This is a genomic window from Umezawaea tangerina (assembly GCF_003002815.1).
Taxonomy (GTDB): Bacteria; Actinomycetota; Actinomycetes; order Mycobacteriales; family Pseudonocardiaceae; genus Umezawaea; species Umezawaea tangerina.
Window position 1 is genome coordinate 516,892 of the sequence record NZ_PVTF01000007.1, and the last position, 25,229, is coordinate 542,120.

The 25,229-nt window shown below is 73.8% G+C and carries 25 protein-coding genes and 1 pseudogene; 17 read left to right on the plus strand and 9 right to left on the minus strand.

Features of this window, described 5'->3' with window-relative positions; all coding sequences use genetic code 11:
* Positions 1-68: 68 nt before the first annotated feature.
* The 3 genes from CLV43_RS25165 to CLV43_RS25175 form a co-directional block, all read right to left on the minus strand.
* On the minus strand, positions 69-326 hold the full coding sequence (locus tag CLV43_RS25165) for a hypothetical protein (protein WP_211304534.1): 258 nt from the start codon (positions 324-326) through the stop codon (positions 69-71).
* A 284-nt stretch (positions 327-610) separates the two neighbouring features.
* Positions 611-1,306 carry a type 1 glutamine amidotransferase domain-containing protein gene (locus tag CLV43_RS25170; RefSeq protein ID WP_106189721.1) on the minus strand — a complete coding sequence of 232 codons (696 nt, stop codon included), beginning with the start codon at positions 1,304-1,306 and terminating at the stop codon, positions 611-613.
* A gap of 30 nt (positions 1,307-1,336) precedes the next feature.
* Positions 1,337-2,200 carry an SDR family NAD(P)-dependent oxidoreductase gene (locus CLV43_RS25175; RefSeq protein WP_106189722.1) on the minus strand — a complete coding sequence of 288 codons (864 nt, stop codon included), beginning with the start codon at positions 2,198-2,200 and terminating at the stop codon, positions 1,337-1,339.
* Positions 2,201-2,389: 189 nt separating this feature from the next.
* Here CLV43_RS25175 and CLV43_RS25180 point away from each other — a divergent pair, with 189 nt between their 5' ends.
* Entirely contained in the window at positions 2,390-3,277 is an 888-nt protein-coding gene (locus CLV43_RS25180) for a helix-turn-helix domain-containing protein (RefSeq protein ID WP_106189723.1), read from the plus strand.
* A 78-nt stretch (positions 3,278-3,355) separates the two neighbouring features.
* On the opposite strand, the gene CLV43_RS25185 is transcribed toward CLV43_RS25180, so the two are convergent.
* Positions 3,356-4,819: an NAD-dependent succinate-semialdehyde dehydrogenase gene (locus CLV43_RS25185; RefSeq protein WP_106189724.1), complete on the minus strand. Its 1,464-nt coding sequence runs from the start codon at positions 4,817-4,819 to the stop codon at positions 3,356-3,358.
* A 196-nt stretch (positions 4,820-5,015) separates the two neighbouring features.
* Here CLV43_RS25185 and CLV43_RS25190 point away from each other — a divergent pair, with 196 nt between their 5' ends.
* Positions 5,016-6,440, plus strand: a complete 1,425-nt coding sequence (locus CLV43_RS25190) for a lyase family protein (protein ID WP_106189725.1) — start codon at positions 5,016-5,018, stop codon at positions 6,438-6,440.
* Between the two features lie 47 nt (positions 6,441-6,487).
* Here the strand turns inward: CLV43_RS25190 and CLV43_RS25195 are convergent, their stop codons facing one another.
* Positions 6,488-7,237: a dienelactone hydrolase family protein gene (locus tag CLV43_RS25195; RefSeq protein WP_106189842.1), complete on the minus strand. Its 750-nt coding sequence runs from the start codon at positions 7,235-7,237 to the stop codon at positions 6,488-6,490.
* Between the two features lie 116 nt (positions 7,238-7,353).
* The gene (locus tag CLV43_RS50485; RefSeq protein ID WP_425445771.1) at positions 7,354-7,641 is read right to left on the minus strand and encodes an amidohydrolase family protein; all 288 of its coding nucleotides are present in this window, start codon (positions 7,639-7,641) and stop codon (positions 7,354-7,356) included.
* Positions 7,642-7,877: 236 nt separating this feature from the next.
* Between CLV43_RS50485 and CLV43_RS50490 the strand changes: the two genes are divergently transcribed.
* From CLV43_RS50490 to CLV43_RS25215, 4 genes are all read left to right on the plus strand, one after another.
* Entirely contained in the window at positions 7,878-8,285 is a 408-nt protein-coding gene (locus tag CLV43_RS50490) for a hypothetical protein (RefSeq protein ID WP_106189727.1), read from the plus strand.
* Positions 8,286-8,294: 9 nt separating this feature from the next.
* Positions 8,295-8,501, plus strand: a complete 207-nt coding sequence (locus CLV43_RS50495; RefSeq protein WP_106189728.1) for a hypothetical protein — start codon at positions 8,295-8,297, stop codon at positions 8,499-8,501.
* Between the two features lie 21 nt (positions 8,502-8,522).
* A complete protein-coding gene (locus CLV43_RS50500; protein WP_425445772.1) occupies positions 8,523-8,696 on the plus strand; it encodes a hypothetical protein in 174 nt (57 codons plus the stop codon).
* A 124-nt stretch (positions 8,697-8,820) separates the two neighbouring features.
* Complete coding sequence (locus CLV43_RS25215; RefSeq protein ID WP_106189729.1) at positions 8,821-9,408, plus strand: TetR-like C-terminal domain-containing protein; 588 nt, start codon at positions 8,821-8,823, stop codon at positions 9,406-9,408.
* A gap of 9 nt (positions 9,409-9,417) precedes the next feature.
* Here the strand turns inward: CLV43_RS25215 and CLV43_RS25220 are convergent, their stop codons facing one another.
* Positions 9,418-10,416 carry an alpha/beta fold hydrolase gene (locus CLV43_RS25220; protein ID WP_106189730.1) on the minus strand — a complete coding sequence of 333 codons (999 nt, stop codon included), beginning with the start codon at positions 10,414-10,416 and terminating at the stop codon, positions 9,418-9,420.
* Positions 10,417-10,460: 44 nt separating this feature from the next.
* Between CLV43_RS25220 and CLV43_RS48570 the strand changes: the two genes are divergently transcribed.
* The 4 genes and pseudogenes from CLV43_RS48570 to CLV43_RS50505 all read left to right on the plus strand — a co-directional run.
* Positions 10,461-10,805, plus strand: coding sequence for a serine hydrolase (locus CLV43_RS48570; protein ID WP_211304535.1), 345 nt, complete (start codon positions 10,461-10,463; stop codon positions 10,803-10,805).
* Between the two features lie 207 nt (positions 10,806-11,012).
* Positions 11,013-11,462, plus strand: coding sequence for an SRPBCC family protein (locus CLV43_RS25235; protein WP_106189731.1), 450 nt, complete (start codon positions 11,013-11,015; stop codon positions 11,460-11,462).
* A 90-nt stretch (positions 11,463-11,552) separates the two neighbouring features.
* On the plus strand, positions 11,553-13,469 hold the full coding sequence (locus CLV43_RS25240; RefSeq protein ID WP_106189732.1) for an FAD-dependent oxidoreductase: 1,917 nt from the start codon (positions 11,553-11,555) through the stop codon (positions 13,467-13,469).
* A gap of 64 nt (positions 13,470-13,533) precedes the next feature.
* Positions 13,534-13,682 (plus strand): annotated as a pseudogene (locus CLV43_RS50505) (IS982 family transposase); the annotation flags it as partial.
* Positions 13,683-13,819: 137 nt separating this feature from the next.
* On the opposite strand, the gene CLV43_RS25250 reads toward CLV43_RS50505, so the two are convergent.
* Positions 13,820-14,464 (minus strand): uridine kinase family protein, encoded by a 645-nt coding sequence (locus CLV43_RS25250; protein ID WP_211304536.1) that lies wholly within the window; start codon positions 14,462-14,464, stop codon positions 13,820-13,822.
* Between the two features lie 217 nt (positions 14,465-14,681).
* On the opposite strand from CLV43_RS25250, the gene CLV43_RS25255 reads away from it, so the two are divergent.
* Entirely contained in the window at positions 14,682-15,158 is a 477-nt protein-coding gene (locus CLV43_RS25255; protein WP_245886943.1) for a GNAT family N-acetyltransferase, read from the plus strand.
* Between the two features lie 4 nt (positions 15,159-15,162).
* On the opposite strand, the gene CLV43_RS48575 is transcribed toward CLV43_RS25255, so the two are convergent.
* Positions 15,163-16,857: a serine/threonine-protein kinase gene (locus tag CLV43_RS48575; protein ID WP_211304537.1), complete on the minus strand. Its 1,695-nt coding sequence runs from the start codon at positions 16,855-16,857 to the stop codon at positions 15,163-15,165.
* Positions 16,858-17,324: 467 nt separating this feature from the next.
* Here CLV43_RS48575 and CLV43_RS25265 point away from each other — a divergent pair, with 467 nt between their 5' ends.
* From CLV43_RS25265 to CLV43_RS25290, 6 genes are all read left to right on the plus strand, one after another.
* Positions 17,325-18,527, plus strand: coding sequence for an ROK family transcriptional regulator (locus CLV43_RS25265; protein ID WP_106189733.1), 1,203 nt, complete (start codon positions 17,325-17,327; stop codon positions 18,525-18,527).
* 256 nt (positions 18,528-18,783) lie between these two features.
* On the plus strand, positions 18,784-20,055 hold the full coding sequence (locus CLV43_RS25270; RefSeq protein ID WP_245886945.1) for an ROK family protein: 1,272 nt from the start codon (positions 18,784-18,786) through the stop codon (positions 20,053-20,055).
* 80 nt (positions 20,056-20,135) lie between these two features.
* The gene (locus CLV43_RS25275) at positions 20,136-21,656 is read left to right on the plus strand and encodes a sugar ABC transporter ATP-binding protein (RefSeq protein WP_106189846.1); all 1,521 of its coding nucleotides are present in this window, start codon (positions 20,136-20,138) and stop codon (positions 21,654-21,656) included.
* A 95-nt stretch (positions 21,657-21,751) separates the two neighbouring features.
* Positions 21,752-22,687: an ABC transporter permease gene (locus CLV43_RS25280; RefSeq protein WP_245886964.1), complete on the plus strand. Its 936-nt coding sequence runs from the start codon at positions 21,752-21,754 to the stop codon at positions 22,685-22,687.
* Positions 22,688-22,772: 85 nt separating this feature from the next.
* Entirely contained in the window at positions 22,773-23,825 is a 1,053-nt protein-coding gene (locus tag CLV43_RS25285; protein WP_106189734.1) for a substrate-binding domain-containing protein, read from the plus strand.
* An 80-nt stretch (positions 23,826-23,905) separates the two neighbouring features.
* A complete protein-coding gene (locus CLV43_RS25290) occupies positions 23,906-25,042 on the plus strand; it encodes a Gfo/Idh/MocA family protein (RefSeq protein ID WP_245886947.1) in 1,137 nt (378 codons plus the stop codon).
* The last annotated feature ends 187 nt before the right edge of the window (positions 25,043-25,229 follow it).

Consider the following 25,229-nt stretch of genomic DNA (forward strand, 5'->3'; position numbering starts at 1 on the left):
CGACGACAAGCACCGCGCGGCGAAGCAGGTGACGAGCGGGGCGGGGATCGCCCGGTCGTCGGAGCCCGCTATGTAGTGCGTCGGGGTGTCGTGCCAGGTGACCCGGCTCGGTGTCGCCGCGATGATGGCGACGGGCTCCGGCCGGAGCAGGTCGGTCGCGCGGAGGCGGTGACGACCTCCTCGACCAGTGCGGTGCTGTCGTCGGGTGGCAGGCCGTGCAGGTCGGGTGCCTCCACGGTCAGGCCGCGCGAGCGCAGGAGCCCGGCGAGGTCGTCGTAGTGGGCGGGTCGGTGCCAGGCCCCGTGCAGGATGATCACGTCGGTCATGACCGGAGACTGCGGTCCGGCGGGAGTGGCGTGGAACGCTTGCGGGACAGGGGGAACGTCGCGGCGCGGGGAGGCCGGCGGCGGTCTCGGCGCCGCCCTCCCCGCTGTCCTGCCGCGATGGCGGATGTCGATCTCCGCTGCGGCGCAACGGAACTGGCGTGAAGTCGCCACCACGCGAGCCCGTGTCGCGGACTGGTCCGTTGTGGACGGCGCACGTACGAGGACCGGTCGCCCCTGGACCACATCGTTGTCCGGTAAGGGTTCCGGCCCGCCGGACCGGTGCGCTACCCCGCGAGCGCGGCGATCATGGCGTCGGCCAGCGGTCCGCTCGACGCCGGGTTCTGACCGGTGAACAGGGTCCCGTCGACCACGGTGTACTGCTGGTAGGCGGGGCCGCCGGAGTGCTCCGCCCCCATCTCGCGCAGCCTGCTCGCCAACAGCCAGGGAGCGCCCTCGGCGGTGCCGAACAGCTGCTCCTCCTCGTCGGTGAACGCCGCCATCCGACGCCCGGCGAACACCCACCTCCCGTCCTGGTCCACGGCCGAGAGCAGCGCCGCGGGCCCGTGGCAGACGGCTCCGATGAGCTTCCCGGACGAGTCCGCGGCGGTGAGCAGCCTGCCGAGGTCGGCGTCCCGGTAGAGGTCGACCACGGGTCCGTGGCCGCCGGGCAGCACGATCGCGGCGTAGTCGGCGACGTCGACCTCCTCCAGCTTGAGCAGCGGACCGAACTCGCGCAGGGCGCGCTCGGCGTGCTCGACGTAGTGCGCGCAGTCGGGACCCGCGACCTCCGGGTCGGCGCTGTGCCGGTCGAGCGGCTGCGCCACACCGCCGGGGGAGGCGAAGTCGACGGTGTACCCGGCCCGGACGAACTTCTCGTGCGGGGCCGCCAGCTCCTCGGCCCAGTACCCGGTCGGGTAGGACGACCCGTCGGTGCGCTCCCAGGTGTCGGCGGCGGACATGACGATCAGGATCTTGCTCATGAGCTGGTCCTTCCGGATGGTGGTGGGACTTCAGGAGGTCGGGAAGTCGGTGGCACCCGCGGTCGGCGCGGCGGCGTCGAGGTTCGCGCGCAGGGCGTCGACCTTGGCGGTGGCGTAGGCGTGGGCGTCCGACCCGAGCAGCAGGCGCAACGGGCCGTCACCGCCGTGGACGACCCGCTCGACGATCGCCCGCGCCCCCTTGACCGGGTCGCCGAGCTGGGAGCCCTGCAGGGCGAGGTGGTCGGCGGTCATCGCGCGGACGGCCGGGTAGGCGTCCGTGGTGTCGGCGGGCAGCGCCAGCGAGTCGGCGGTGAGGAAGTCGGTGCGGAAGTAGCCGGGCTCGACGACGGTGACCCGGACGCCGAAGTCGGCGACCTCGGCGGCAAGGGCCTCGCTGAGCCCTTCCAACGCGAACTTGCCCGCGCAGTAGAGCGCCCAGCCGGGTACGGCGGTCAGCCCGAGGACCGACGACACGTTCACGACGTGGCCGCTCCCGCGGCCGCGCAGCACCGGCAGCGTCGCGCGCAGGACGTTCCACACGCCGACGACCTGGACGTCGAGCATGTCGCGGACCTCGCGGTCGCCGGTCTCCTCGACCGCGGCCAGGAAGCCGTAGCCCGCGTTGTTGACGACGACGTCGAGACCGCCGAAGCGCTCGGTCGTCCGCTGGACGGCCCGCGTGACGGCCTCGGCGTCGCGCAGGTCGACGGCCAGCGGCAGCAGTCGGGACGTGTCGACCCGGTCGCCGAGCGCGGCGAGCAGCCGCTCGGTCGACCGGGTGGTCGCGGCCACGTCGTCGCCCCGCTCCAGCAGGATCCGGACCAGTTCGAGGCCGAGGCCGCGGGAGGTGCCGGTCACGAACCAGGTCGCGGGTCGGGTCGTCGGGAAGCTCATCTTCGTCCTTCGCGGTCAGGAGTCCGGGATCGGCGCGGACCGGGTGGAGCCCGGTTCCGGCACGGCTCAAGCCTGGTCGAGCACAAGCCGCCGTGGACGCCCATCGCGTGCCCTGCGCGACCTCGGACCCGGCTGCCTAGGACTCGCAGGTCCACTCGCGATCGCGCGACGTGGTGGACAATCGACGCCGTGGCACGGACGAACCGCGAACTCGCCGACTTCCTGCGCCGGGCGCGTGGCCAGGTCGACCCGGCACGGGCGGGCCTGCCCTCAGACGGGCGCGTGCGCCGGGTGCCCGGACTCCGGCGCGAGGAGGTCGCGCTGCTGGCCGGGGTGTCCACCGACTACTACGCCCGGCTCGAACAGGGCAGGCGCATCACGCCGTCGGCCGCCGTGGTCGAGGCGATCGGCCGGGCGCTCGGGCTCGACACGGCGGGCCGCGCCTACCTCGACGACCTCATCGGGCTGACCGCGGTGGCGGCGCCGCGGTCGTCCCGCGCCGTGCAGCGCGTGCGGCCCGGCCTCTACCAGCTCCTGGACTCCCTCGACGGCGAGCCCGCGCTCGTCCTCGGGCGCCGCACCGACGTGCTGGCCGCCAACCGGATGGCCAAGGCGCTGTTCGCCGACTTCGACGGGATGCCGCCGAGGCAGCGCAACTACGCGCGCTGGATGTTCCTCGACGAGCACGCGCGGGCGCTGTTCGCGGACTGGCGCGACCAGGCCCGCGCCGCGGTCGAGAGCCTGCGGTTCGAGATCGGCCGCGACCCCCACGACGACACCACGGTCGCCCTCGTCGCCGAGCTGCGCGAGCACAGCGCCGAGTTCGACCAGTGGTGGGAGCAGCACCGGGTCCACCAGCGCACCCACGGCACCAAGCGCCTGCGCCACCCGCTGGTCGGGGACCTGACCGTCGAGTACGAGTCCCTCACCCCGCCGGGTGACCCCGACACCACGCTGTTCGTCTACACTACCGAGGCCGGGTCTCCCTCGCGCCGGGCCATGGACCTCCTCGCGAGCTGGACCGGGTCCGGTCGGCCGGTCCCGGTGGAGCACCTGGGTTCCGCCGCGGACCAGTGAGCATCCGTTCATCCTTTTCGGACAGTCCATTGCGGACGCACCCGCCCGCTTCCCGGAGCGGGCGGGCGCCGGCTCGGCTCAGAGGCCCAGTGCCACGTACTTGACCTCCAGGTACTCGTCGATGCCACCGGTGCCGCCCTCGCGGCCGAGACCGGACTGCTTCACCCCGCCGAACGGGGCGGCGGCGTCCGACACCAGCCCCCGGTTCAGCCCGACCATGCCCGTCTCGAGCAGCTCGGCCAGCCGGACCGCCCGACCGACGTCACGGGTGTAGAGGTAGCCCACGAGGCCGAACTCGGTGTCGTTGGCGGCGCGGACGGCCTCCTGCTCGTCGGTGAACGTCGTGATCGGCGCCACCGGCCCGAAGATCTCCTCGCTGCCCAGCCGGGCGCCCGCCGGGACGTCGGTGAGCACGGTCGGCGGGTAGAAGTACCCGGCGCGCTCCGGCACCCGCCCGCCCGTCGCGATCCGCGCGCCGCGCCTCACCGCGTCGTCGACCAGGCCCGCGACCCGGTCGCGCTGGACGGCGTCGATCAGCGGCCCGACCCGCACGCCGTCGTCGACGCCGCGCCCGACGGTCAGCGCGGCCATCCGCGCGGTCAGCCCCGCGACGAACTCGTCGGCGACGTCGGCGTGCACGAGGAACCGGTTCGCCGCGACGCACGCCTCGCCGACGTTGCGCATCTTCGCGGTCATCGCGCCGTCCACGGCGGCGGCCACGTCGGCGTCCGCGCACACGATGAACGGCGCGTTGCCGCCCAGCTCCATCGACGTGCGCAGGACGTTGCCCGCCGCGGCTCCCAGCAGGGTCCGGCCCACGGCGGTCGACCCGGTGAACGACACCTTCCGCAGCCGCCGGTCGCGCAGCAGGGGAGCGGTGACCGGGCCGGGCGCGGTCGTGGGCACCACGTTGAGCACGCCGTCCGGCAGTCCGGCCTCGGCCAGCGCCGCGGCGAGCGCCAGAGTGGTCAACGGCGTCTGCTCGGCGGGCTTCACGACCATCGTGCACCCGGCCGCGATCGCGGGCCCGACCTTGCGCGCGGGCATCGCCAGCGGCGCGTTCCACGGCGTGATCAGCAGGCACGGGCCGACGGGCTGCCGCAGGGTGACGATCCGGCCGTCCCCGGCGCTGTTGACCCGCCACTCGCCGGAGATCCGCGGTGCCTCCTCGGAGAACCAGCGCAGGTATTCGGCGGCGTAGGCGACCTCCGCGCGCGACTCGGCCAGCGACTTGCCCATCTCCAGCGTGATCAGCAGGGCGATCTCCTCGGTGCGCCCGACGAGGAGGTCGTGGGCGCGGCGGAGGACCTCGCCGCGGTCGCGCGGTGCCGTGGCGGCCCACCCCGGCTGGGCGGCCGCGGCGGCGTCGAGCGCGGCCAGGCCGTCCTCGGGTGACGCGTCGGCCACCTCGCACAGCACCGCCTCGGTGGCGGGGTCCTCCACCGCGAAGGTCCGGCCCCCGGTGGCGGCGCGCCACCGCCCGCCGATGAACAGCAACTTGGGGACGCGGTCGACCGGTCCGGGGTCGGAGGTGGATGTCATCGTGCTCAAGGGGGTTCCCTCCTCGCAGGCGCGGTCCGTCCGCTGTGGCCGGTCACCGCCACCGTCGATGCAACCAGTCCCCGGAGCACTCCGGGAGCGCACAACGGGGTCTGCGGGTCCCGGGTCCGGCAGTCCTCGTCCCGGTAGGGCCACGTCCACCGGGCGGCGACCGCGTTCCGCGCCGCACACTGGTGACATGGAACGGAACGCGAGGCCACCGGCGACCCTCCACTCGGGACGGTCGCCGTTCTCCCTGCTCACCCACCTCGCGGGCGACGACGAGCAGCTGGCGCTCTTCTCCGCGGGCAGCGCGGTGGAGAGCTGGCTCGCCGCCGAGCGCGCCCTGGCCCGCGCCCAGGCCGAGCACGGCGTGATCGACCAGGCCGACGCCGACGCGATCGCGCGCGCCGCCGTGGTCGGCACGGTCGACGCCGACGCGTTGTGGGCGACCGCCCGCACCGTCGGCTACCCGATCCTCGGGCTGGTCCGGCAGATCAGCGCCGCGCTGCCCGAGGGCCCGGACGGTCGGGTGCACTACGGCGCCACCACCCAGGACGTGATGGACACCGGGCTGGCCCTGCAGCTGGCGCGGTCGCTGGCCGCGCTGGACCGGCGGCTCGGCGAGGTCGGCGACGCGCTCGCCGTCCGGGTCGCCGAGCACGCCGGCACCGTGATGGCCGCCAGGACGCACGCCCAGCAGGCGGTGCCCACCACGTTCGGCGCCACCCTCGCGGGCCTGCTCGCGCAGCTCACCCGGCAGCGCCACCGGCTGGCCCAGGCGGTGCCGAGGGTCGCCGTGGTGTCGTTGTTCGGCGCGGGCGGCACGGCGGCCGCGCTCGGACCCCGGTCCGCGGCGGTCCGGGCGAGCATGGCGCGTGGGCTCGACCTGTTCCCCGCCGACGTGCCGTGGCACGCCGACCGCGACGGCGTGGCCGAGTTCGGCTGGCTCTGCACCACGATCACCGCCACCTGCGCCCGGCTGGCCCGCAACGTCGTCGACCTGTCGCGCACCGAGATCGCCGAGGTCTTCGAGCCGTCCGGGGACCACCGCGGCGCGTCCTCGACCATGCCGCAGAAGGCCAACCCGATCTCGTCGGAGGTCGTCATCGGGCTGTCCGGCGCCGCGGGCGCGCTCGCGTCCTCGTTGGCGCGGATCCAGGAGGCGGGCCACGAGCGGTCCGCGGGGGAGTGGCAGGTCGAGTGGCAGGTGGTGCCGCAGCTCGCCGTGCTGGCCGGGTCCGCGCTCGCCGGGACGCTGGCCGTCGTGCGCGGGATGCGGGTCGACGCAGACCGGATGCGCGCCAACCTGGAGCTGGACGGCGGGCTGGTCATGGCCGAGGCCCGGATGATGTCGCTGGCCGCCGCGATGGGCCGCGAGCACGCGCACGACCTGGTCCACGAGGCGGCCACCAGGGCCCGTCGCACCGGTCGCGCGCTGGCCGAGGTGCTGGTCGAGGTGGCGGGCGAGCAGGGGAGGGCCGAGCTGCTGCCCGACCCGCCGGTCGCCGCCGCCGACTACCTCGGGGAGGCCGCGCTGATCGCCGAGGCCGCCGTCCGCGGCTGGACGGCCACCCCCGCCCTCGACCTGGTTCTCCGGCCGCTGTCGGACCTGGCGGTGTAGCCGCCCGCGGGGGCGGCGTGCGGTGGTCGCACGCCGCCCGGTGGACCTCAGCCCCGCGGCAGGGCGCGGCCCAGCAGTGCCAGCAGCCGGTCCCAGTGCAGGCGCAGCCCGTCGGCGTCGAACGCGTCGGTGTCGGCCATCGTGAAGCCGTGCACGGTGTCCGGGTAGACCTCGCAGGAGTAGGTGACGCCCGTTTCGTCGAACGCCTGCTCGAGCTCCTTGAGGGCCTCGGGCGCCAGGTCGGTCACGGCCAGGCCGAGGTGGACCTCGGCGGTCAGCGGCCCGACCAGGCGGTGCGGGCTGTCGGGCGCGTCGGTCACCAGGGGGCCGGGGTGGAACCCGCCGACGGCGGCGACCCGGTCGGGGTGCGCCGCCGCGGTGCGCACCGCGAGGACGGCGCCCATGCAGTAACCGGTCACGGCGACCGGTCCGGGGCTGACCTCCGGCTGGCTGGTGAGGAACCCGAGGTAGGCCTCCGCGTCGACCAGCGCCCGCTCGGGGGTGTGCTCCTGCATCAACGGGATCAGCTCGGCGAAGAGCGCGGGCCGCAGCTCGGCGGTGATGTGCTCGGGCAGCTCGACCACGGGCGGCGGGCCGTGCCGGTAGTAGACGTTCGGGACGAGCACGTAGTACCCGTGCCCGGCCAGTTCGCGGGCCATGTCCTCGATCACGGGGCGCAGGCCGAAGGCGTCGGAGTACATCAGCACGCCGGGGTGCGTCCCGCCGCCGTCGGGGAAGGCGACGAAGGCGTCGGCCAGGCCGTCGGCGGTGGGGATGGTGGCGGTCTTGGTGGGGATGGCGGATCTTCCTTCCTGGGTGGGTGCGGCGACCGCGGGGAGATCCGCGGGCCGCGCCACCGCAGGACACTGCCCCGTGGGGCGGTCGACGGCAACTCCGGGGTGGGCCGGTCCCGCTACCGCCCGACGGCCCGCTCCTTCAAGGCGGCCAGCGCCGCCGCGTCGTGGTGCCCGCCCGCGCGGACGACACCGCTGACCGCGTGCAGGTTGGCGACCTCCGCGGTGGGGTCGGCGTCGAGCAGGACGAGGTCGGCCTCCTTGCCGACCTCGACGGTGCCCGCGTCCGCCTCCCGCCCCAGGAACCGGGCCGGGTCGGTGGTGGCGCTCCGCAGGATCCGCAGCGGGCCGAGCCCGGCCTGGGCGAGCAGGTCGAACTCGTCGTGCAGGGAGGCGCCCGCGACCACCCAGGCCGCGCCGACCGCGTCGGTGCCCGCCAGGAGAGGGGCGCCCTTCCTCGTCGAGGATCCGCACCACGCGCAGCAGGAGCGCGAACTGGTCGGCGAAGACGGCGTGCTGGGCCTCGTCGAACTTCTTGCCGAACGCGGCGGCCGCGGCGGTCCAGGCCTTGCGCTCCTTCGCGGTGGCGTAGCGCAGGTCGGGGTCCGCGGCGAACGCCGGGTCGTCGCAGGAGTACTGGGCCTTGACCCGGATCAGCGTGGGGCAGTTCCAGGTGCCGTTCGCGGCGAACCGCCGGGCGAGCTCGCGGGCCTTCTCCTCGTCGAAGCTGTCGACCGCGTCACGGGCGGCGCGCAGGGTGTCGGGGCCCGCCAGCTGGGAGGGGTTGACCACGATCCGGCCCAGCACCCTCGCGGCGACCTTGTCGGCGAACGGGATCCGGAACGGCGGCGTCCTGATCGGACCGCGGGCGCCGGCGGCGCGCAGGTGCTCCTCGTGGCACGAGCAGCCGGTCAGCAGGCCGATCCCCGGTCCGACGTGCTCGATCGACCGGAAGCCCGCGTCGGACGCCGCGCGCACGTCGATGCCCGCGGGCAGGTGGCCGACGACCGGGACGCCCAGCCGGTCGGCCTCGACCTGGACGGCCGCGTAGACCTCGGGGGTGACCAGGCCCGCCTTGATGAAGTCCGCGCCGTCCTCGGCCTGGCGCCGCACCTCCGCGACCGCGGCGTCCGGCTTGCCCGCGTTGAGCGGCGTGAGCACCGTGCCGGGCGTGGCGAGCAGCCTCGGCGCTGAGGCGCCGTCGCCGGGGACCCGGTCCTGGCGGCGCAGGCGCAGCAGCTCGGGGGTGCCGCTCATCTGCCGGTAGCCGGTGACGCCGAAGGCGAGCATGAGCCCCAGCTCGGCGGAGGGGTCGGCGAGGTTGAGCGGGTGGGCGTGCATGTCCACGAACCCCGGCACGACGAAGCGGTCCCGGCCGTCGACCGTCGTCGGGTCGCCGTCTGGCCCCTCGGTGGCGCCGATCCCGGCGATCCGCCCGTCCGCGATCCGCACGTCCTGGTGAGGGGTGACCGCGCCGTCGCGCGGATCGACGACGGAGACGTTGGCGATGCGGTACATCGTGGTCCTCCCGGACGTCATAGTGAACAGATTTGTTCACTATATCCACGGGCGGTCATCATGGGGTCGTGACCCCGCCACCCGCGACCCGTCGTCGAGGCAGCGCGCTGACCGCGGCGATCCACCTCGCCACCCTGGAGGAGCTGGCCCGCACCAGCTTCGCCGAGCTGTCGTTCGACCGGATCGCGACGGCGGCGGGCACCGGCAAGGCGGCCCTGTACCGGCGCTGGTCCAGCCCCGAGGAGCTGGTGCTGGCCGCGCTCACCGACCCCGCGACCGGCTTCGGGCGGCCGCCCGTCCCACCCGCCACCGGTTCCCTGCGAGCCGATCTGATCGCGCTGCTCACCGGCTTCGTGCACGCGCTCGACGAGCCGCGCGGCCGGGCCCTGCGGCCGTTGCTGGCCTACCGCCACCAGAGTCCGGGGCTGTTCGACCGGGTGTGGGAGTCGGTGACCCGGCCCGCGCAGGAGGTGCTGATGCGGGTGCTGGGCGACGCGGTGGAACGGGGTGAGGCGGACCCGGCGCGGGTCACCGAGCGGACGGCCTCGATCGGCCCCCGGCTGCTCCTGGTGGAGGCGTGGCGCTCGGACGCCGTCGGCGACGACGAGGTGGTCCGGGTCGTGGACGAGGTGCTGCTCCCGCTGCTGTCCGGCTGACGCCCGGTGTCAGCGGTCCTCGGCGGTGTGCCGGACGAGGGCCGGGACGAGCACGTCCCACAGCGCCTTCGGCAGGTCGTGCCCGGCACCCTCGAGCACCAGCAGCTCCGCGCCGGGGACCGCGTCGCGCAGCGCCTCGCCGTGCGGGAGGGGGAAGACCGGGTCCAGGCCGCCGTGCACCACGAGCGTCGGCGCGGTGATGTCGCCGAACCCGCCGCTGGCCGGGCCGTCGAAGTCGGCGGCGTAGTGGTTGGCCAGGGTCGACGCGATGTCGTTCGCGCGGGCCACGTCCCGTTCGACCAGCGCGCGCACGGCGGTCTCGTCGAAGTGCGGAGAGCCGCCCGAGTACGCCTTCGCCGACGCGACGACGTAGTCCACCACCGCCGCGTGGTCGGCCGGGTCCGGCTGGGCGGGGGAGTGCGCGGCCAGGTCCGCCGAGGGTGGCGGGAGGTCGGGCCCTCCGGTGGAGGTGCTGACGAACACCAGGGAGGCCACCCGCTCCGGGTGGTCCACCCCGGCGATGAGCCCGATCCCGCCGAACATCGACTGGCAGACCAGGTGCCCGCGCTCGACGCCGACCGCGGACAGGACGCCGAGCGCGTCCGCGGTCAGGTCGGTGAACGCGTACCCCGGCCGCCCCGGCGGGTAGCTCGTCGACCGGCCGGTGTCCCGGTGGTCGTAGCGGACCACGAACCGGCCGTGGGCGGCGATCCGCTCGCACAGCTCGGCCTCCCACCACAGCATCGACGCCGCGGCGCCCGCGACGAGCAGCACCGCCGGGTCGCCCGGCCTGCCGAAGGTCTCGACGCACAGCTCCACGCCGTTGATCCCGTGCAGCCGCTCACCGCTCGACAGCGCCTCGTCCACGTGCGTCACGGTAGGTCGCCGAGCCTGCTGGCGGAAGTGGACACCGGGCCGATGAAAGGCCGCCGCGCTGCGGACGCGCGTCGAGGAGCTGCCCGCGCGGCGGGCGGCGCTCCCGGAGCTCGCCGACGTGATCTCGGCCATGCGGGGTCGACCTTCCCACCGGTGTGAACCCGGAGGCCGGCCGCATGACGACAGGAAAGCGGTTCGCCGCGGTGCACGCGGCGCTGGAGCGCAACCTCGCGAGTGGTGCGGAGCTCGGCGCGTCCATCGCGGTCGAGGTCGACGGGGAGCTCGTGCTGGACGTGTGGGGCGGGTACCGGGACGTCGCCCGGTCGCTGCCGTGGGAACGCGACACGATCACCACCGTCTTCTCGATCTGGGGCGGCTGGGGCGGGTCGATGGCGATCGTGGACTCCGAACGGCGGATGACCGTCGCGTACGTGATGAACCGGATGGGCCCGGACGTCCTCGGGTCCGCGCGGGCCGCGGAGTACGTCACCGAGGTCTACCGGGCGGTCGGAGTCCGGTAGACCGGAAAGTCCGCAAAAATAGGGGTAACGGAAGTCCGCGGATGCGCGACAATCGCCTAGGCGGCTACCCCCCAGCCGCCGGATCGCCGGTCGGGGTTCTCCACCCCCCTGAGGGCCCCGACCGGGCACAGCCCCCGCTGCACTACGGTCGTGGCGGGCGGCGGGAACCCGACCGCGCCGTCGCAGGCCCTTCTACCGGGAAGCCACGTGAAGAGCGTCGAGTTCAGCACCACGACCACCCTGCCCGCCCCACCCGACGAGGTCTTCGACCACCTCGCCGACCCGGACAACCATGTGGGCCTCTCGCCGTTGGTCGTCGAGGTGCGCGATATCCGCCGCGAGCCGGACGCGGTCCGCTTCACCGCCGTCGAGCGCTTCGCCCTCGGCCCTCTGCACCACGACAACGTCATCGAGGTCACCCTGAACCTCGGCGACGGCACCATCTCCGGCGACGTCGTCAGCCCCGGCGGCGTGCGGGTGGCCTACGCCTACCGCGTCGAACCGGTCCCCGGCGGGACCAGGGTGACCGACCACTACCGGCTGTCGGCGCCGTTCGGGCTGCTGCGGTTCGCGGTGGGGCAGGCGAAGAAGGTGCAGGAGGCGCGCGGACGCGAGCTGGTGCGCCGGTTCGAGGCGAAGCGCTCCCCGCGGTCCTGATCGGACGGTCGCGAAGGCTACCCGGACGGACCAGTGCCGGCACACGATCCGGGACTGTCCGGGCGGTGCGGGCCGGTCGACAATCGGACCATGGCCGAAAACGCTGGCGAGGGCGGGTTGTCCGAGGTTCTGGTCGTGGGGGCCGGGATGGCGGGGTTGGCGGCGGCGCGGGTGCTGGGGGAGCTCGGGCACCCCGTCGTGGTGCTGGAGGCGCGGGACCGGGTCGGCGGTCGGATCTGGACCGACGAGCACGGGGTCGACCTGGGGGCGCACTGGATCCACGGGACGGACGGCAACCCGATCACGGAGCTGGTGGAGGACCTGGGGATCCCGTACAGCTACGTCGGCGGGGACAGCGCGTACACCGGCGGCTTCGACAGCATGGACCTGGTCGGCGCGGACAACCGGGTGGCGGGCCACCGGCGCAAGAGCCGGACGCTGGCGCTGGCCGACGACGTGCTGCACGAGCTGGAGCAGCGCGCGGCGGCGGCCCGGAAGGCCGGGCACCCGGACATGCCGCTCGGCGAGGCCGTGCGGCGGATCATGGCCGAACGGCGAATGTCCACAGAGGACGAACAGGCGGTCAGGTTCCACCTCAACGTGATCCTGCGCGAGGACGTGGGCGAGGACGCGGACAAGCTGTCGCTGAAGTACTGGGAGGACGGCTACCTGGTCTACGGCTACGGTGACAGCACCCTGCACCAGGGCTACCAGTCCGTGGTGGACGCGCTGGCCGAGGGGCTGGACGTCCGGCTGGGGCACGTGGTCACGGGCGTCGACACCGGCGGCGATCGGGTCCGGGTCGTGACCGACCGGGGCGTGTTCGAGGCGGACAAGGTGCTGGTGACCCTTCCGCTGGGCGTGCTCAAGGCCGACGCGGTGCGGTTCGAGCCGCCGCTGCCGGAGGCGAAGCGGTCGGCGATCGCGCGGCTCGGCTTCGGCACGCTCAACAAGATCGCCCTGCACTTCCGGGAACCGTTCTGGCCCAAGGACCAGTACGTCTTCGGCTACCTGTGCCGGGACACCGACCGCTACCCCACGGTCGTGATCAGCATGTGGAGGTCCCACGGCAAACCGGTCCTGGTGATGCTGCTCGGCGCCTCGCTCGGCCGCGGGATGGAGTCCTGGTCGGACGACGACGTCACCGCCTACGCCACCACGGTCGTCGAGGACGTCTTCGGCGCCGACGCCCCCGCGCCCGAGCACGTCTCGCGGACCGCGTGGTCCACCGACCCGTTCGCGCTCGGCTCCTACACGTGCATCGGTGTCGACGCCTCGTCGAAGGACATCGCCACGCTCGCCGAACCCGTGGGGGACCGGCTGTTCTTCGCCGGCGAGGGCACGAACCCCTACCACTGGGGCTGCGTGCACAGCGCGTACGAGACCGGCAGGCGCGAGGCCGCGCGGATCAGCGGCGACTCCGGCGTCTACACCCCGCCGAGCGCCGGGACGTCCCGCCGCCAGTCGCGCAACACCGACCGGATGCTGCGGTTCGTGCGGATGCGGATGGCGCACATCACCGACCGCGAGCTGACCGAACGCGTGGCCTGCCTGCGGGAGAGCGCGGACCCGCACGGCGTCCGGCTGTTCACGTCGCTGGTCGACTCCGAGCTGGAGACGCTCGCGTCGATGTTCGACGAGATCCCGTTCGCCGCGGGCGACGCGATCTGCCGGGAGGACGAGGCCGCGCACGGCGTGTTCCTGGTCGCGAGCGGTCAGGTCGAGGTCGACTTCGGCGGCATCTACGACCGCGCCGTCCTCGGCCGCGGCGCCCTGCTCGGCCACCACGACCTGTTCTTCGACGCCCGCACCACCTCCGTCACGGCGCTGGGCGATGACGTGGTCGTGTTCTACCTGGACCACTACCGCTACCAGAGCTTCCTCTACGCCTTCCCGGACGTCCTGATGCTGATGATGAAGGACCTGGTGGTCCGGTGGGAACAACTGGAAACCGCCCTCGGCTCCACACCGCTTCCCGCCGCCCGCCGGGAGACGGGGGTGGTCTAGCCGCGCCGACCGATGGCGGACCGCCCTGGTGGTCTAGGTGGCCGGGTGGTTTCGACGAGTAATGCGCGTAGGCAGACCGCCGAAGCTCGCCGACGCGGAACCGGTCACCCTGGCGGTGGCCCGAGCACTGCTGGGCTTCACCTTCGAGGCGAGGTGGCCGCGATTCCCGCCGTCCGGATGTCCGGAGCGCTTCCGCACCTACCCGGCCAGTCCGATCCCGCTCCACCGCAGAGCTCCGAGTTCGGGCTGGCTGGGCGGACTACGGCTACTGCCGATCACCTGGGTCTTGGCCGCGAGTTGCGCATCACCGGTCTAGCCGCGCCGACCGGTGGCGGCCCAACCGGGCTGGTCTAGCTGTCGACCGGGGGAGCGGTGACGAGTTCGGTGGTGGGGTCGTGGGGGAGGTCGGGCGTGCCCGCGACAACGATCGTGGCCTTGCGCCACGGTTGTTCGCGCAGCAGGAGCGGCAGCTCCTCGGCCAGCCACGCGGTGATGTGCCGCCGCTGCTCCTCGGAGTCGCCGTCGCGCGCGACCAGGCGGCGTTCCTGATCGTCGAGGTCGCCCTGGACCCAGATCGAGGCGTCGAACCACGGGGCGAGGGCGGTGCGGATGACGCCGGTGCCCTCGACCCACACGACGTCAGCCCCGGCGGGGACGTCGATGGTGCCGGGGCGGTCGTGCGCGACCCAGGCGGGTGGGCGGAAGCGCACCGGTGCGCCGCGGTGCAGGGGGCGCAGGACGTGCTCGGTGAGCAGGTCCGCCCAGTCGAAGTAGGCCTGGTTCCAGGCGATGTCGTCGGTGTGCACGACGCCGGACACCGGGACCGCCGCGCGGAGCCGGTCGACGAGCGTGGACTTGCCCGCGCCGCCGCGACCGTCGACCGCGACCAGCGACGGGCGTCCGGTGACCGGCGCCGACCGGAGTCGTCGCACGACCTCGGCCAGTGCTTCGACCCGCCACCCCGTCGCCTGGACCTCACCCGGATGCAACCGCACGCGCGGACCTCCTCGGTCTACCGGGGTCCGACCCTAGGCCACCGCGCGGGTCGACGGCACCGCCGACCTAGCCGAGCCTCGATGTTACCTCTTGGGCAACTTCGGGATGCCGTTCCGTTCCACCGCGGAACCATGCGCCGCCGTGCTAATCTCCCGCCCTCCCAATGATTTCCGGGTGCAGGTCGGTCGGGACGACCCTTGACGTGGAGGTAGGACCGTGGCGGGACCCCTGTCGATCCGGGACATGCGGGAGGACGACCTCCCCGTGCTGTTCGAGATCCAGCTCGACGACACCGCCCACCACATGGCGGCGTTCGTCGGCGAGGCCGCCCGTGAACGCGAGTCCTACCTGGTCAAGGCGCGGCGGAACCTGGCGGCCGAGGCCACCGTGAACAAGGTGGTCGAGCGCGACGGCGAGGTCGTCGGCAGCGTGTCCGCCTTCCCGCTGGAGGGTCGCACCGAGGTCACCTACTGGATCCGCAAGGACTGCTGGGGTCAGGGCGTGGCGACCGGGGCGTTGGCGCTGCTGCTCGCCGAGCTGGCGGTGCGGCCGGTGCACGCGAGCGCCGCGCACGACAACGAAGGGTCGATCCGGGTGTTGGAGCGCAACGGGTTCGTCCGGATCGGCACCGCGGAGGGGTTCGCCGAGGCGCGGCAGCAGACCATCACCGAAGTGGTCTACCGGCTCGACTGACCGGTCACGGGGCCGGGTAGACGAAACCCTCGTCGCGCACGTAGGTGTAGCCGACCTCGGTCTGGTCCGCCGCGCACTTGTCCGACACGCAGGTCGCGTTGTCCTCGCGCCCGGAGTGCCAGAACAGCCGCAGCGGGACCGTGCCGGGACGCTGGGTGGGGTACACGAAACCCTCGTCCCGCACGAAGACGTACCCGACGAGCTCCTGCTCGTGGACGCACGCGTCGGTGGCGCAGCTCGCGATGTCGCCGCGGGCCTCGTTCCAGTACGTCTTCAGCGGCACGGCGCCGTCCTGCCGCGAGGACAGCAGCCGCCCCTCGGCGGTGGCCACGCCGTACTCGGCGCGGTGCTTGCCGAGACAGCCCTCGTCGAAGCAGGTCGCGTTGTCCTGGAGGGTGCCGTTCCAGTAGAGCCGCAGCTCCTTCTGGGCGGGCGCGTTGGAGGCGGACGTCGGCGTGGGCTTCGACGAGGACGACGGTGGCGCCGAGGACGACGCCGACGACGCGGACGACTTGGTCGTGCTGGAGGAGGTCGTGCTCTGCGACGTCGGGGCGGGGCCGCCGCTGGCGGTGGCCGACCACGGCCAGGTCTGCCACACGACGGCGGCCGCGCCCACCACGGCGACGACGGCGACGGCCGAGACCGTGGGCACCACCCAGCCGGGGCGGCGGCGGGCCGGCGGTGGCGGCGTGGCGGGGGCGCCGGTGCGCAGCTGCTCGCCGGGGGCGAAGATCGACGTGGGGTTCGGGCGGGGCGGGGGCGGCACGGCGATGCGGTCCGTCCGCTCCGCGATCGGCACGTTGTGCGGGCCGGGCGGCAGGAACCGGGCCACGGCGGCGCGCTGGTCGTCGATCATCCGGTGCACGGCGGGCAGCCACGGCTGCACCGACGGCGGGACCGGGTGGGCGAGGTCGAGGACCTGGTCCGGTGTGGGGCGCCTGCTCGCGTCCTTCTGCAGGCAGCGTTCCACGATCAGGCGCACCCGCGGCGGCAGCGCCGAGAGGTCGTGTCGCACGCCGACCACGTTGTTCAGCGTCTGCAACGTGGACGCGCCGGTGAACGGGCTCCGCCCGGTGCAGGCGGCGGCGAGCACGGCGCCCAGGGCGAACACGTCGCTCGCCGGGCCGACCACGCCCTCCTCGACCTGCTCCGGGGACATGAACCCCGGCGAGCCGACCATCGAGCCGGTGTGGGTGAGGTTGTTGCCGGGGTCGTCCACGGCCTTGGCGATGCCGAAGTCGATCACCCGCAGGCCGTCGTCGGTCAGCAGCACGTTCGACGGCTTGAGGTCGCGGTGGACCAGCCCGACCCGGTGGATCTCCTGCAACGCCGTCGCCAGCCCGGCCGCCAGGCGCAGCGCCGACGCCTCCGGCAGCCGGCCGGCCACCGCGACGGCGTCGTGCAGCGACGGGCCGGGCACGAACACCGACGCCAGCCACGGCACGTCCGCGTCCGCGTCGGCCTCGACGACGGCCGCGGTGTAGGCCCCGGAGACCTTCCGGGACGCCTCCACCTCGCGGCTGAACCGGACCCGGAACCCCTCGTCGGCGACGAGCGCGCCGTGGATCAGCTTGACCGCGACCAGCCGCCCGTCCGGGCCGGACCCCAGCAGCACGCGGCCCATCCCGCCCCGGCCGAGCTCGGCCAGGATCCGGTACCGCCCGATCGTGGTCGGGTCGGACGCTCCGAGCGGCTTCACGCTTAACCCCTTCGAGCAGGTCGGCTGGTGCCCCGGTCCCGGTGCTCCGGCGTCCGTCGTGCGGAACGCGCCCCGGTGAGGCCGCCTCCATCCTACGGATGATCAACTCCGGCACGGCGTCGGGAACGCCTGGTGAGCCGCGCCACGTCCATCGCCCACACAGGACGCGCGGGCCGGCTCCCGGTCGGTGCGCGGCCTTCCGGTCGCGCACCGACCGATCGGTCCTCTGTGGACGGGCGGCCCCGGTGGTGTCACCCGACCGGGTGACCTGCGCCGACCCGGTGGCGGCGGACCGGTGGCCACGGCCACGCGGCCGCGCCGCCGAGCGGTGCGGGACCGGGGTCGCGAGGGCCCCGGCCGTGCTCTGTTCGGGTCGTCCTGGCGGCGTGGCGAGGGCCGTGTCGTCGCGGACGGGCGGGGAACCTGCACACTGGACGGTGATCAGCAGCACTCGGGAGGGCGGCGCGATGGGCGCAGCGGGCACGGCGCGGCAGCCGCGGGTCGGGTCGCGCCAGCAGGCGGACCTGCTCGCACTGCTGCGCGACGAGGGCGCCACCTCCAGGGTCGCGCTCGGTGAACGGGTCGGTCTGCCGCGCGCGAAGCTGACCGCGGAGCTGGGCAAGCTGGTGGACACGGGCCTGGTGGAGGTCGGCGGCCCGGCGGCCAGCCGGGGCGGGCGGCGCTCGAACTTCGTGCACCTCGCCGACGACCTGCGCCTGCTCGGCGTGGACGTCGGGGCGACCTCGATCACCGTGGCGGTCACCGACGGGCGCTGCGAGGTGCTGGCCCACCTGAGCGAGGAGTGCGCGGTCCGCGAAGGGCCGGTGGCCGTGCTGGGCCGGGTGACCGCGCTGGCCGAGCAGGTGCTCGCGCAGGCGCCGGGGCGGCTGATCGGGGCCGGGATAGGGCTTCCGGGGCCGGTGAGCTTCCGGGACGGCATGCCCGTGGCGCCGCCGATCATGCCGGGCTGGGACCGCTACCCGGTGCGCGACGAGCTGGCGGGCAAGTGGGGCTGCCCGGTGACCGTCGACAACGACGTCAACGTGATGGCGCTGGGGGAGCGGCACGCCGGGGTCGCGCGGTCCCTCGACGACCTGATCTTCGTGAAGGTCGGCACGGGCATCGGCTGCGGCATCGTGCTCGGCGGCCGGGTCTACCGGGGCGTCGCGGGCACGGCCGGGGACATCGGCCACATCAGGCTGGACGACTTCGGCCCCGCGTGCGTGTGCGGCGAGGTCGGCTGCCTGGAGGCGTACTTCGGCGGTGCCGCGCTGGCCCGCGAAGGGCTCACGCTGGCCCGCAGCGGCCGGTCGACGCTGCTCGCCGCCGTGCTGGAGGAGCGCGGCCAGCTGACGGCGGAGGACGTGGGCATGGCGGCCAGGTCCGGCGACTTCGCCGCGGCCAGCCTCGTGCGCGAGGGCGGCAGGCGGCTCGGCCACGTCGTGGCGTCGCTGGTCAGCTTCCTCAACCCCGGCATGGTCGTGATCGGCGGCGGCGTGTCCCGGCTCGGGCACTCGCTGCTCGCCGAGGTCCGCGGCGCCGTCTACCGCCGCTCGTTGCCGCTGGCCACGGGCAACCTGCCGATCGTGCTGTCCGAGCTGGGCGACCTGGCGGGCGTGACGGGCGCGGCCTGGTCCGCGACCGACCGGGCGTTCAGCACCGTCACCTGATTCCCCTCCCGGTGGACTCCCGGCGTGCGGGCCTGGATCTTGACAACGTTGTCATCGCCAGGGCGGTCGACGGGGTGTTCCCGGCATCGGTGAGAAGTTTCGCGCCTTTCCGACCGGCTTTCGTCTAAAAAAAGCGAAAGTACCCCCTACTTCTTGCTCTGGATGGCCTATTGCGTCCGATATGGGCAGTAGGTCAGGCTCCTTTGTGAGCTGAAACACCCAAGTTCGATCGGCTCCTCAACGAAGTGGAGCGTCCGTGCCGCACACCCCGGGCCCGGCGGACCGCGCAGGTCTGCGCAGGGCGAACCTGGACCTCCTCGTGCGAATGCTGCGCGAGCGCGGTCAGGTCTCCCGCGCGCAGCTCGCGGTGCACTCCGGGCTCTCCAAGGCGACGGTCTCCTCCCTGGTCGGCGACCTGGCCCGGCGCGGCGTCGTCCGGCCCGCGGGCATCACCGCGGGCGGGCAGGGCAGGCCCGGTGAGCTGGTCGAGCTGCGACCGGCCGCGGCCTGCGGCGTCGGTCTCGACCTCCAGGTCGACCACGTCGGCGCGACCGTCGTGGACCTCACCGGCGAGGTGCTGCTGCGCAGGCGGATCGCCTGCGACGTCCCCTCCTCCGGCCACGAGCGCGTGCTGGACCTGCTCGCGGACGTGCTGACCGGCGTGCTGGACGACGTGCGGGCGCGCGGCGGCTGGGTCGTCGGGGCCACGGCCGCCGTGCCGGGTCTGGTCGACACCGACGGCGCCGTGGTGCGGTTCGCCTCCCGGCTGCGGTGGCGCGAGGTCGCCCTGCGCGACGGGCTGGCCGCCCGCACCGGGCTCGCCCTCGACTTCTTCGGCGCCGACAACGACGCCAACCTGGCTGCCGTCGCCGAGCACGACGCGGGCGCGGCGGCGGGCCTCGACGACTTCGTGCACCTCGCGGGCGGCCACGGCGTCGGCGCGGGGGTCTTCTCGCGCGGCGAGCTCGTGCGCGGCCACCTCGGCTACGCGGGCGAGGTCGGCCACATGATGCTCGACCCGCTGGGCCCGTGGTGCTCGTGCGGACGGCGCGGCTGCTGGGAGACGCAGGTCGGCCTCGGCGCGCTGCTGCACGCCTGCGCCACCCCCGACGACCCGGTCCACGACCCGGCGCTCGACCCGGACGCCCGGATGGTGCTGGTCAGGGCGCGGGCCGAGACCGGCGACCGGCGCACCCTCGACGCCCTGCACCAGATCGGCGCGGCGCTCGGCGCGGGCGCCGCGGTGCTGGTCAACCTGCTCAACCCGGCCGCCGTGGTGCTGGGCGGCTACTTCGCCGCCCTGCCCGAGTGGCTGGTGGAACCGGTCCGCTCCGAGGTCGCCGCGCGCGTCCTCGCCGAGGGCGCCGGGGGCGCGACGGTCGTCGCGTCCCGGCTGGGGTTCCGGGGCCCGTCCACCGGTGGCGCCGTGCACGCGCTGCGCCGGGTGCTGGACGAGCCGGCCGTGGTCCCGGTCGACGAACACGCTGAGAACACGGCGAACGTGCCGGAAGGGATGGTGGCCCCGTGACCGCTGGCGCGGACGACCCCGTACTGGCCCACCCAGGGCAGGACGTCGGACCGGACGACCTCGGGCAGCCGCTGCTGAGGATGACCGGCATCGTGAAGGAGTTCCCCGGTGTCCGGGCGCTCGACGGCGTGGAGCTGAGCGTGCTGCCGGGCGAGGTGCACTGCCTGCTGGGCCAGAACGGCGCGGGCAAGTCGACGCTGATCAAGGTCCTCGCCGGGGCGCACCGGCCCGACCACGGCGAGATCCTGTGGCGGGGCGAGCCCGCGGTGCTGGCGTCGCCGGTCGCGGCCCTGCGCCTGGGGATCGCGACGATGTACCAGGAGCTCGACCTCGTGCCGGGGCTCTCCGTCGCGGAGAACGTGTTCCTCGGGCACGAGAGGTCCCGGTTCGGGTTCAGCCGCCGGGGCGCCGCGCGCGCCGAGGCCGCCGCGCTGATGCGCAGGCTCGGGCACGCCGAGATCCCGCCGGAGCGCGAGGTCGGCCTGCTGTCCGCCGCCGGGCAGCAGCTCGTGTCGATGGCGCGGGCGCTGGCCCACGACGCGCGGCTCATCGTCATGGACGAGCCGACCGCCGCGCTGGCCTCCGACGAGGTGGACAACCTGTTCCGCATCGTCGGCGAGCTGGCGGCCGACGGGGTGTCCGTCGTCTACATCTCGCACCGGCTGGAGGAGATCCGCCGCATCGGCAGCCGCGTGACCGTCCTCAAGGACGGCCGCACCGTCGCTTCCGGACTCCCGGCGGGCACGCCGACCGGGGAGCTGGTGAACCTCATGTCGGGCCGCCAGGTCAGCACGGTGTTTCCGGTCCGCGAGGAGTCCGCGGCCGACGAGCGGGTCGAGGTGCTCAAGGTCGAGGGGCTGACCAGGGCGGGCGAGTTCGCCGACGTCAGCTTCACCGTGCACGCGGGGGAGGTGCTCGGCATCGCCGGGCTCGTCGGCGCCGGGCGCAGCGAGATCCTGGAGACCGTGTTCGGGGCCCGCAGGCCCGACGCGGGCACGGTGAGCGTCGACGGGGTCCGGCTCAAACCGGGCAGCGTCTCCGCCGCCGTCAAGGCCGGGATCGGGCTGGCCCCCGAGGAGCGCAAGAGCCAGGGCCTGCTGCTGGACCTGCCGGTCGCGCACAACGTGACGCTGGCCAGCCTGGGCACCTACAGCACGGCCGGGTTCACCGACCGGGCGCGGGAGATGGCGGACTCGCGCGCGGTGCTGGAGAAGCTGGAGCTGCGGCCCGCCGACCCGCGTCGGCTGGTGGGCACGTTCTCCGGCGGCAACCAGCAGAAGGCCGTCGTCGCGCGCTGGCTGGTGCGCGGCTGCCGGGTCCTGCTGCTCGACGAGCCCACCCGCGGTGTCGACGTCGGCGCGCGGGCGGAGCTGTACCGGCTCGTGCACGAGCTGGCCGCCGACGGGGTGGCCGTGGTCCTGGTGTCCAGCGAGGTGCCCGAGGTGCTCGGCCTCGCCGACCGGGTCCTGGTGCTGCGCGAGGGCGAGGTGCTCGCCGACCGACCGGCCGCCGAGCTGACCGAGGCGGACGTGCTCGACATCGTGATGGAAGGCAGCGCCGCGACCGAGCTCGCGGGCGTCGCAGAGGAGGCTTCGTCGTGACCAGCAAGTCCTCGACCCCGGTGCTGGCCACCGGCACCGACGACCCGACACCACCACCGCGGCAGCGGGAACGCCCGCGCCGCGGCGGCTTCCCCGTGGACGTGCGCCTCGCGGGCCTGGTGGGCGTGCTGCTCCTGCTGTGCCTGGTCGGCTACATCACCCGCCCGGACGGCTTCCTGACCGAGGCCAACATCTCCACGATGCTGCGCCTCGCCGCGGCCATCGGCGTGGTGAGCGTCGGCATGACGTTCGTGATCATCAGCGGCGGCATCGACCTGTCCGTCGGGTCGATCGTGGCGCTGAGCAGCGTGTGGATGACCACGCTCGCGACCCAGTCCTACGGGCCCGTGGTGATGGTGCTCTGCGGGCTGCTCGTGGGCCTGGCCTGCGGTCTGGTCAACGGGCTGCTGATCTCCTACGGCAAGATCGTGCCGTTCATCGCCACCCTCGCCATGTACGCCTCGGCGCGCGGCCTGGCCGAACGGCTGTCCGGGCGGCGCACGCAGGTCGTGTCCGAGACGGGCTTCACCACCTTCTTCCGCGGCGCCTTCCTCGGCATCCCGGTGCTCATCTGGATGCTGGCGCTGGTGTTCGCGGTCGGCTGGGTCCTGCTCAACCGCACCAACTTCGGCCGCCGCACGCTCGCGGTCGGCGGCAACGCCGAGGCCGCCCGCCTGGCGGGCATCGACGTCAAGCGGCACACCGCGCTCGTCTACGGCATCGCGGGCCTGTGCTGCGGCATCGCCGCGATCATGGTCGTGGCCCGCACCACCTCCGGTGCCTCCACCAACGGCCTGTTCTACGAGCTGGACGCCATCGCGGCCGTCGTCATCGGCGGCACCCTGCTCACCGGCGGCCGGGGCAGCCTCATCGGCACCCTGGTCGGCGTCCTGATCTTCACGGTGCTCAACAGCATCTTCACCCAGAACAACCTGGACACCGACATCCAGAACATCGCCAAGGGCGTGATCATCGTCGCCGCCGTGCTGCTGCAGAGCACGAAGCTGCGCCGCCGGATCCGCAAGACCTGACCCGCGCGACCCCGGCCCGCCCACCGGGCACGGCCCGCACCCGCCCGACCGCTCCGCTCACCACCTCACACCGCTGGAGTTCGCCATGCCATCACTCGACCGCCGCCGCTTCCTGTGGGGCACCACGGCGCTCGGCGCCACCGCCGTCCTGGCCGGCTGCACGTCCAACGAGGCGCCGCAGGCGGGCGCCTCCAACGCCGCCGTGGCCGGGGCGTCGGGGGCGAACAGCCAGCCCGGCAAGGCCGTCACCATCGGCTTCTCCGCGCCCGCCGCCGACCACGGCTGGATGGCGGCCATGACGAAGAACGCCAAGGCGCAGGCGGGGCAGTTCTCCGACGTGACGCTGAAGGCCACCGAGGGCACCAACGACGTCAACCAGCAGATCGCCCAGGTCGAGACGCTGATCAACGACAAGGTCGACGTGCTGGTGATCCTGCCGTTCGACGGCAAGGCGCTCACCGAGGTCGGCAGGCAGGCCACCGACGCGGGCATCCAGGTCGTCAACGTGGACCGGATCTTCGACACGCCGCTGGCCTACCGGGCGTGGATCGGCGGTGACAACTACCGGATGGGCGTCAACGCGGGCAACTACATCGCCGCGCAGATGAAGGCGAAGAACATCTCCAGCCCGGTGATCGGCGAGGTCGCGGGCATCGACTCGCTGCCGCTGACCCAGGAGCGCAGCAAGGGCTTCAAGGACGCGCTGGCCCGCGCGGGCTTCTCCGTCGGCCCGCGGGTGTCCGCCCAGTTCACCCCGGAGTCCGGCGAGCAGCAGACCGCGAACCTGCTCCAGGGCGCGAGCAAGCTCGACGCGCTGTGGAACCACGACGACGACCAGGGCATCGGCGTCCTGGCGGCGATCGACGGCGCGGGCCGCAAGGACTTCATCATGGTGGGCGGCGCCGGGTCGCGGAACATGATGAACCTGATCAAGGCCGACAGCGGCGTGGTCAAGGCGACGGTGCTCTACAGCCCGTCGATGGCCTCCTCCGCGATCGCGCTGGCCCGGATGCTGGGCCAGGCCAAGGGGATCGGCGACCTCGCCGAGCACGAGATCCCGGCGCTCATCACGACCTACTCCGCCGTCGTGAGCAAGGAGAACGTGGACTCCTACCTCGACGTCGGCTTCGACTCCTGACCGGGTCCCGGCGTCGCAGCGCGGCGGCGCCGGGGCCTTCCGGGCCGTGGTGGGAACACACGATCGACGAAGGGCCAGGGATGAACGAGCAGATCGGCGTCGGGATGGTGGGGCACGCGTTCATGGGCGCGGTGCACTCCCAGGCCTGGCGCAACGCGCACCGCTTCTTCGACCTTCCGCTGGTGCCGAGGCTCTCGGTGCTCGGCGGACGGGACGAGGCCCGCACGCGGGCCGCGGCGGACAAGTACGGCTGGGCCGACGTGGAGACGGACTGGGCCGCGCTGGTCCGCCGCGACGACGTGCAGGTGGTCGACATCTGCACGCCCGGCGACACGCACTGCGACATCGCGGTGGCGGCGCTGGAGGCGGGCAAGCACGTGCTGTGCGAGAAGCCGCTGGCGAACTCGGTCGCGGAGGCCGAGAAGATGGCCGCGGCCGCGGAGGCCGCCGCCGCGCGCGGTGTGCGGTCGATGGTGGCGTTCAACTACCGCCGGGTGCCCGCGCTGGCGCTGGCCCGCAGGCTGGTGGCCGACGGCCGGATCGGCGAGGTGCGGCACGTCCGGGCCGTGTACCTCCAGGACTGGCTGTCCGACCCGGCCTCGCCGCTGACGTGGCGGCTGGACAGGGAGAAGGCGGGCTCCGGCGCGCTGGGCGACCTCGGCGCGCACATCGTGGACGCCGCGCAGTTCGTCACCGGCCTGACCATCACCGGGGTGTCGGCGCTGACCGAGACGTTCACGACCACGCGCCCGGACGGCGCGGGCGGCACCGGCGAGGTCACCGTGGACGACGCGGCGCTGTTCCTGGCCCGCTTCGACGGCGGCGCGGTCGGCAGCTTCGAGGCCACCCGCTACGCGCTGGGCCGCAAGAACGCGATGCGGCTGGAGGTCAACGGGTCGCGCGGCAGCCTGGCCTTCGACTTCGAGTCCATGAACGAGCTCCAGTTCTTCGACGGCGACGCCCCCGGCGCGGAGGCGGGGTTCCGCCGGGTGCTGGTCACCGAGGGCGACCACCCCTACGTCGGCGCGTGGTGGCCGCCCGGCCACCTGCTCGGCTACGAGCACACGTTCGTCCACGAGGTCGTGGACCTGGTGGGCGCCATCGCCGCCGGGACCGACCCGGCGCCGAGCTTCGCCGACGGGCTCCGGGTGCAGCGGGTGCTCGCCGCGGTCGAGGACAGCGCGGCGGCGGGGAGCTGGCAGTCGGTCCCCGCCTGAGACGACGGAATCGCACGCCCTGCTGAGAAGGCGGTACCGACCCGGCGGACGGGCCGGGTCGGTACCGCGACACGAGAGGAGGTCTCCCCGAAGGAAAGCCCTGCCTTCCGCGGTCCCCAGTTCCGTGAGAACGAGGAGAGAGTACCCGTGCGTGGTAACCGAAGCGTCCATCACGAACCGCAGTTGC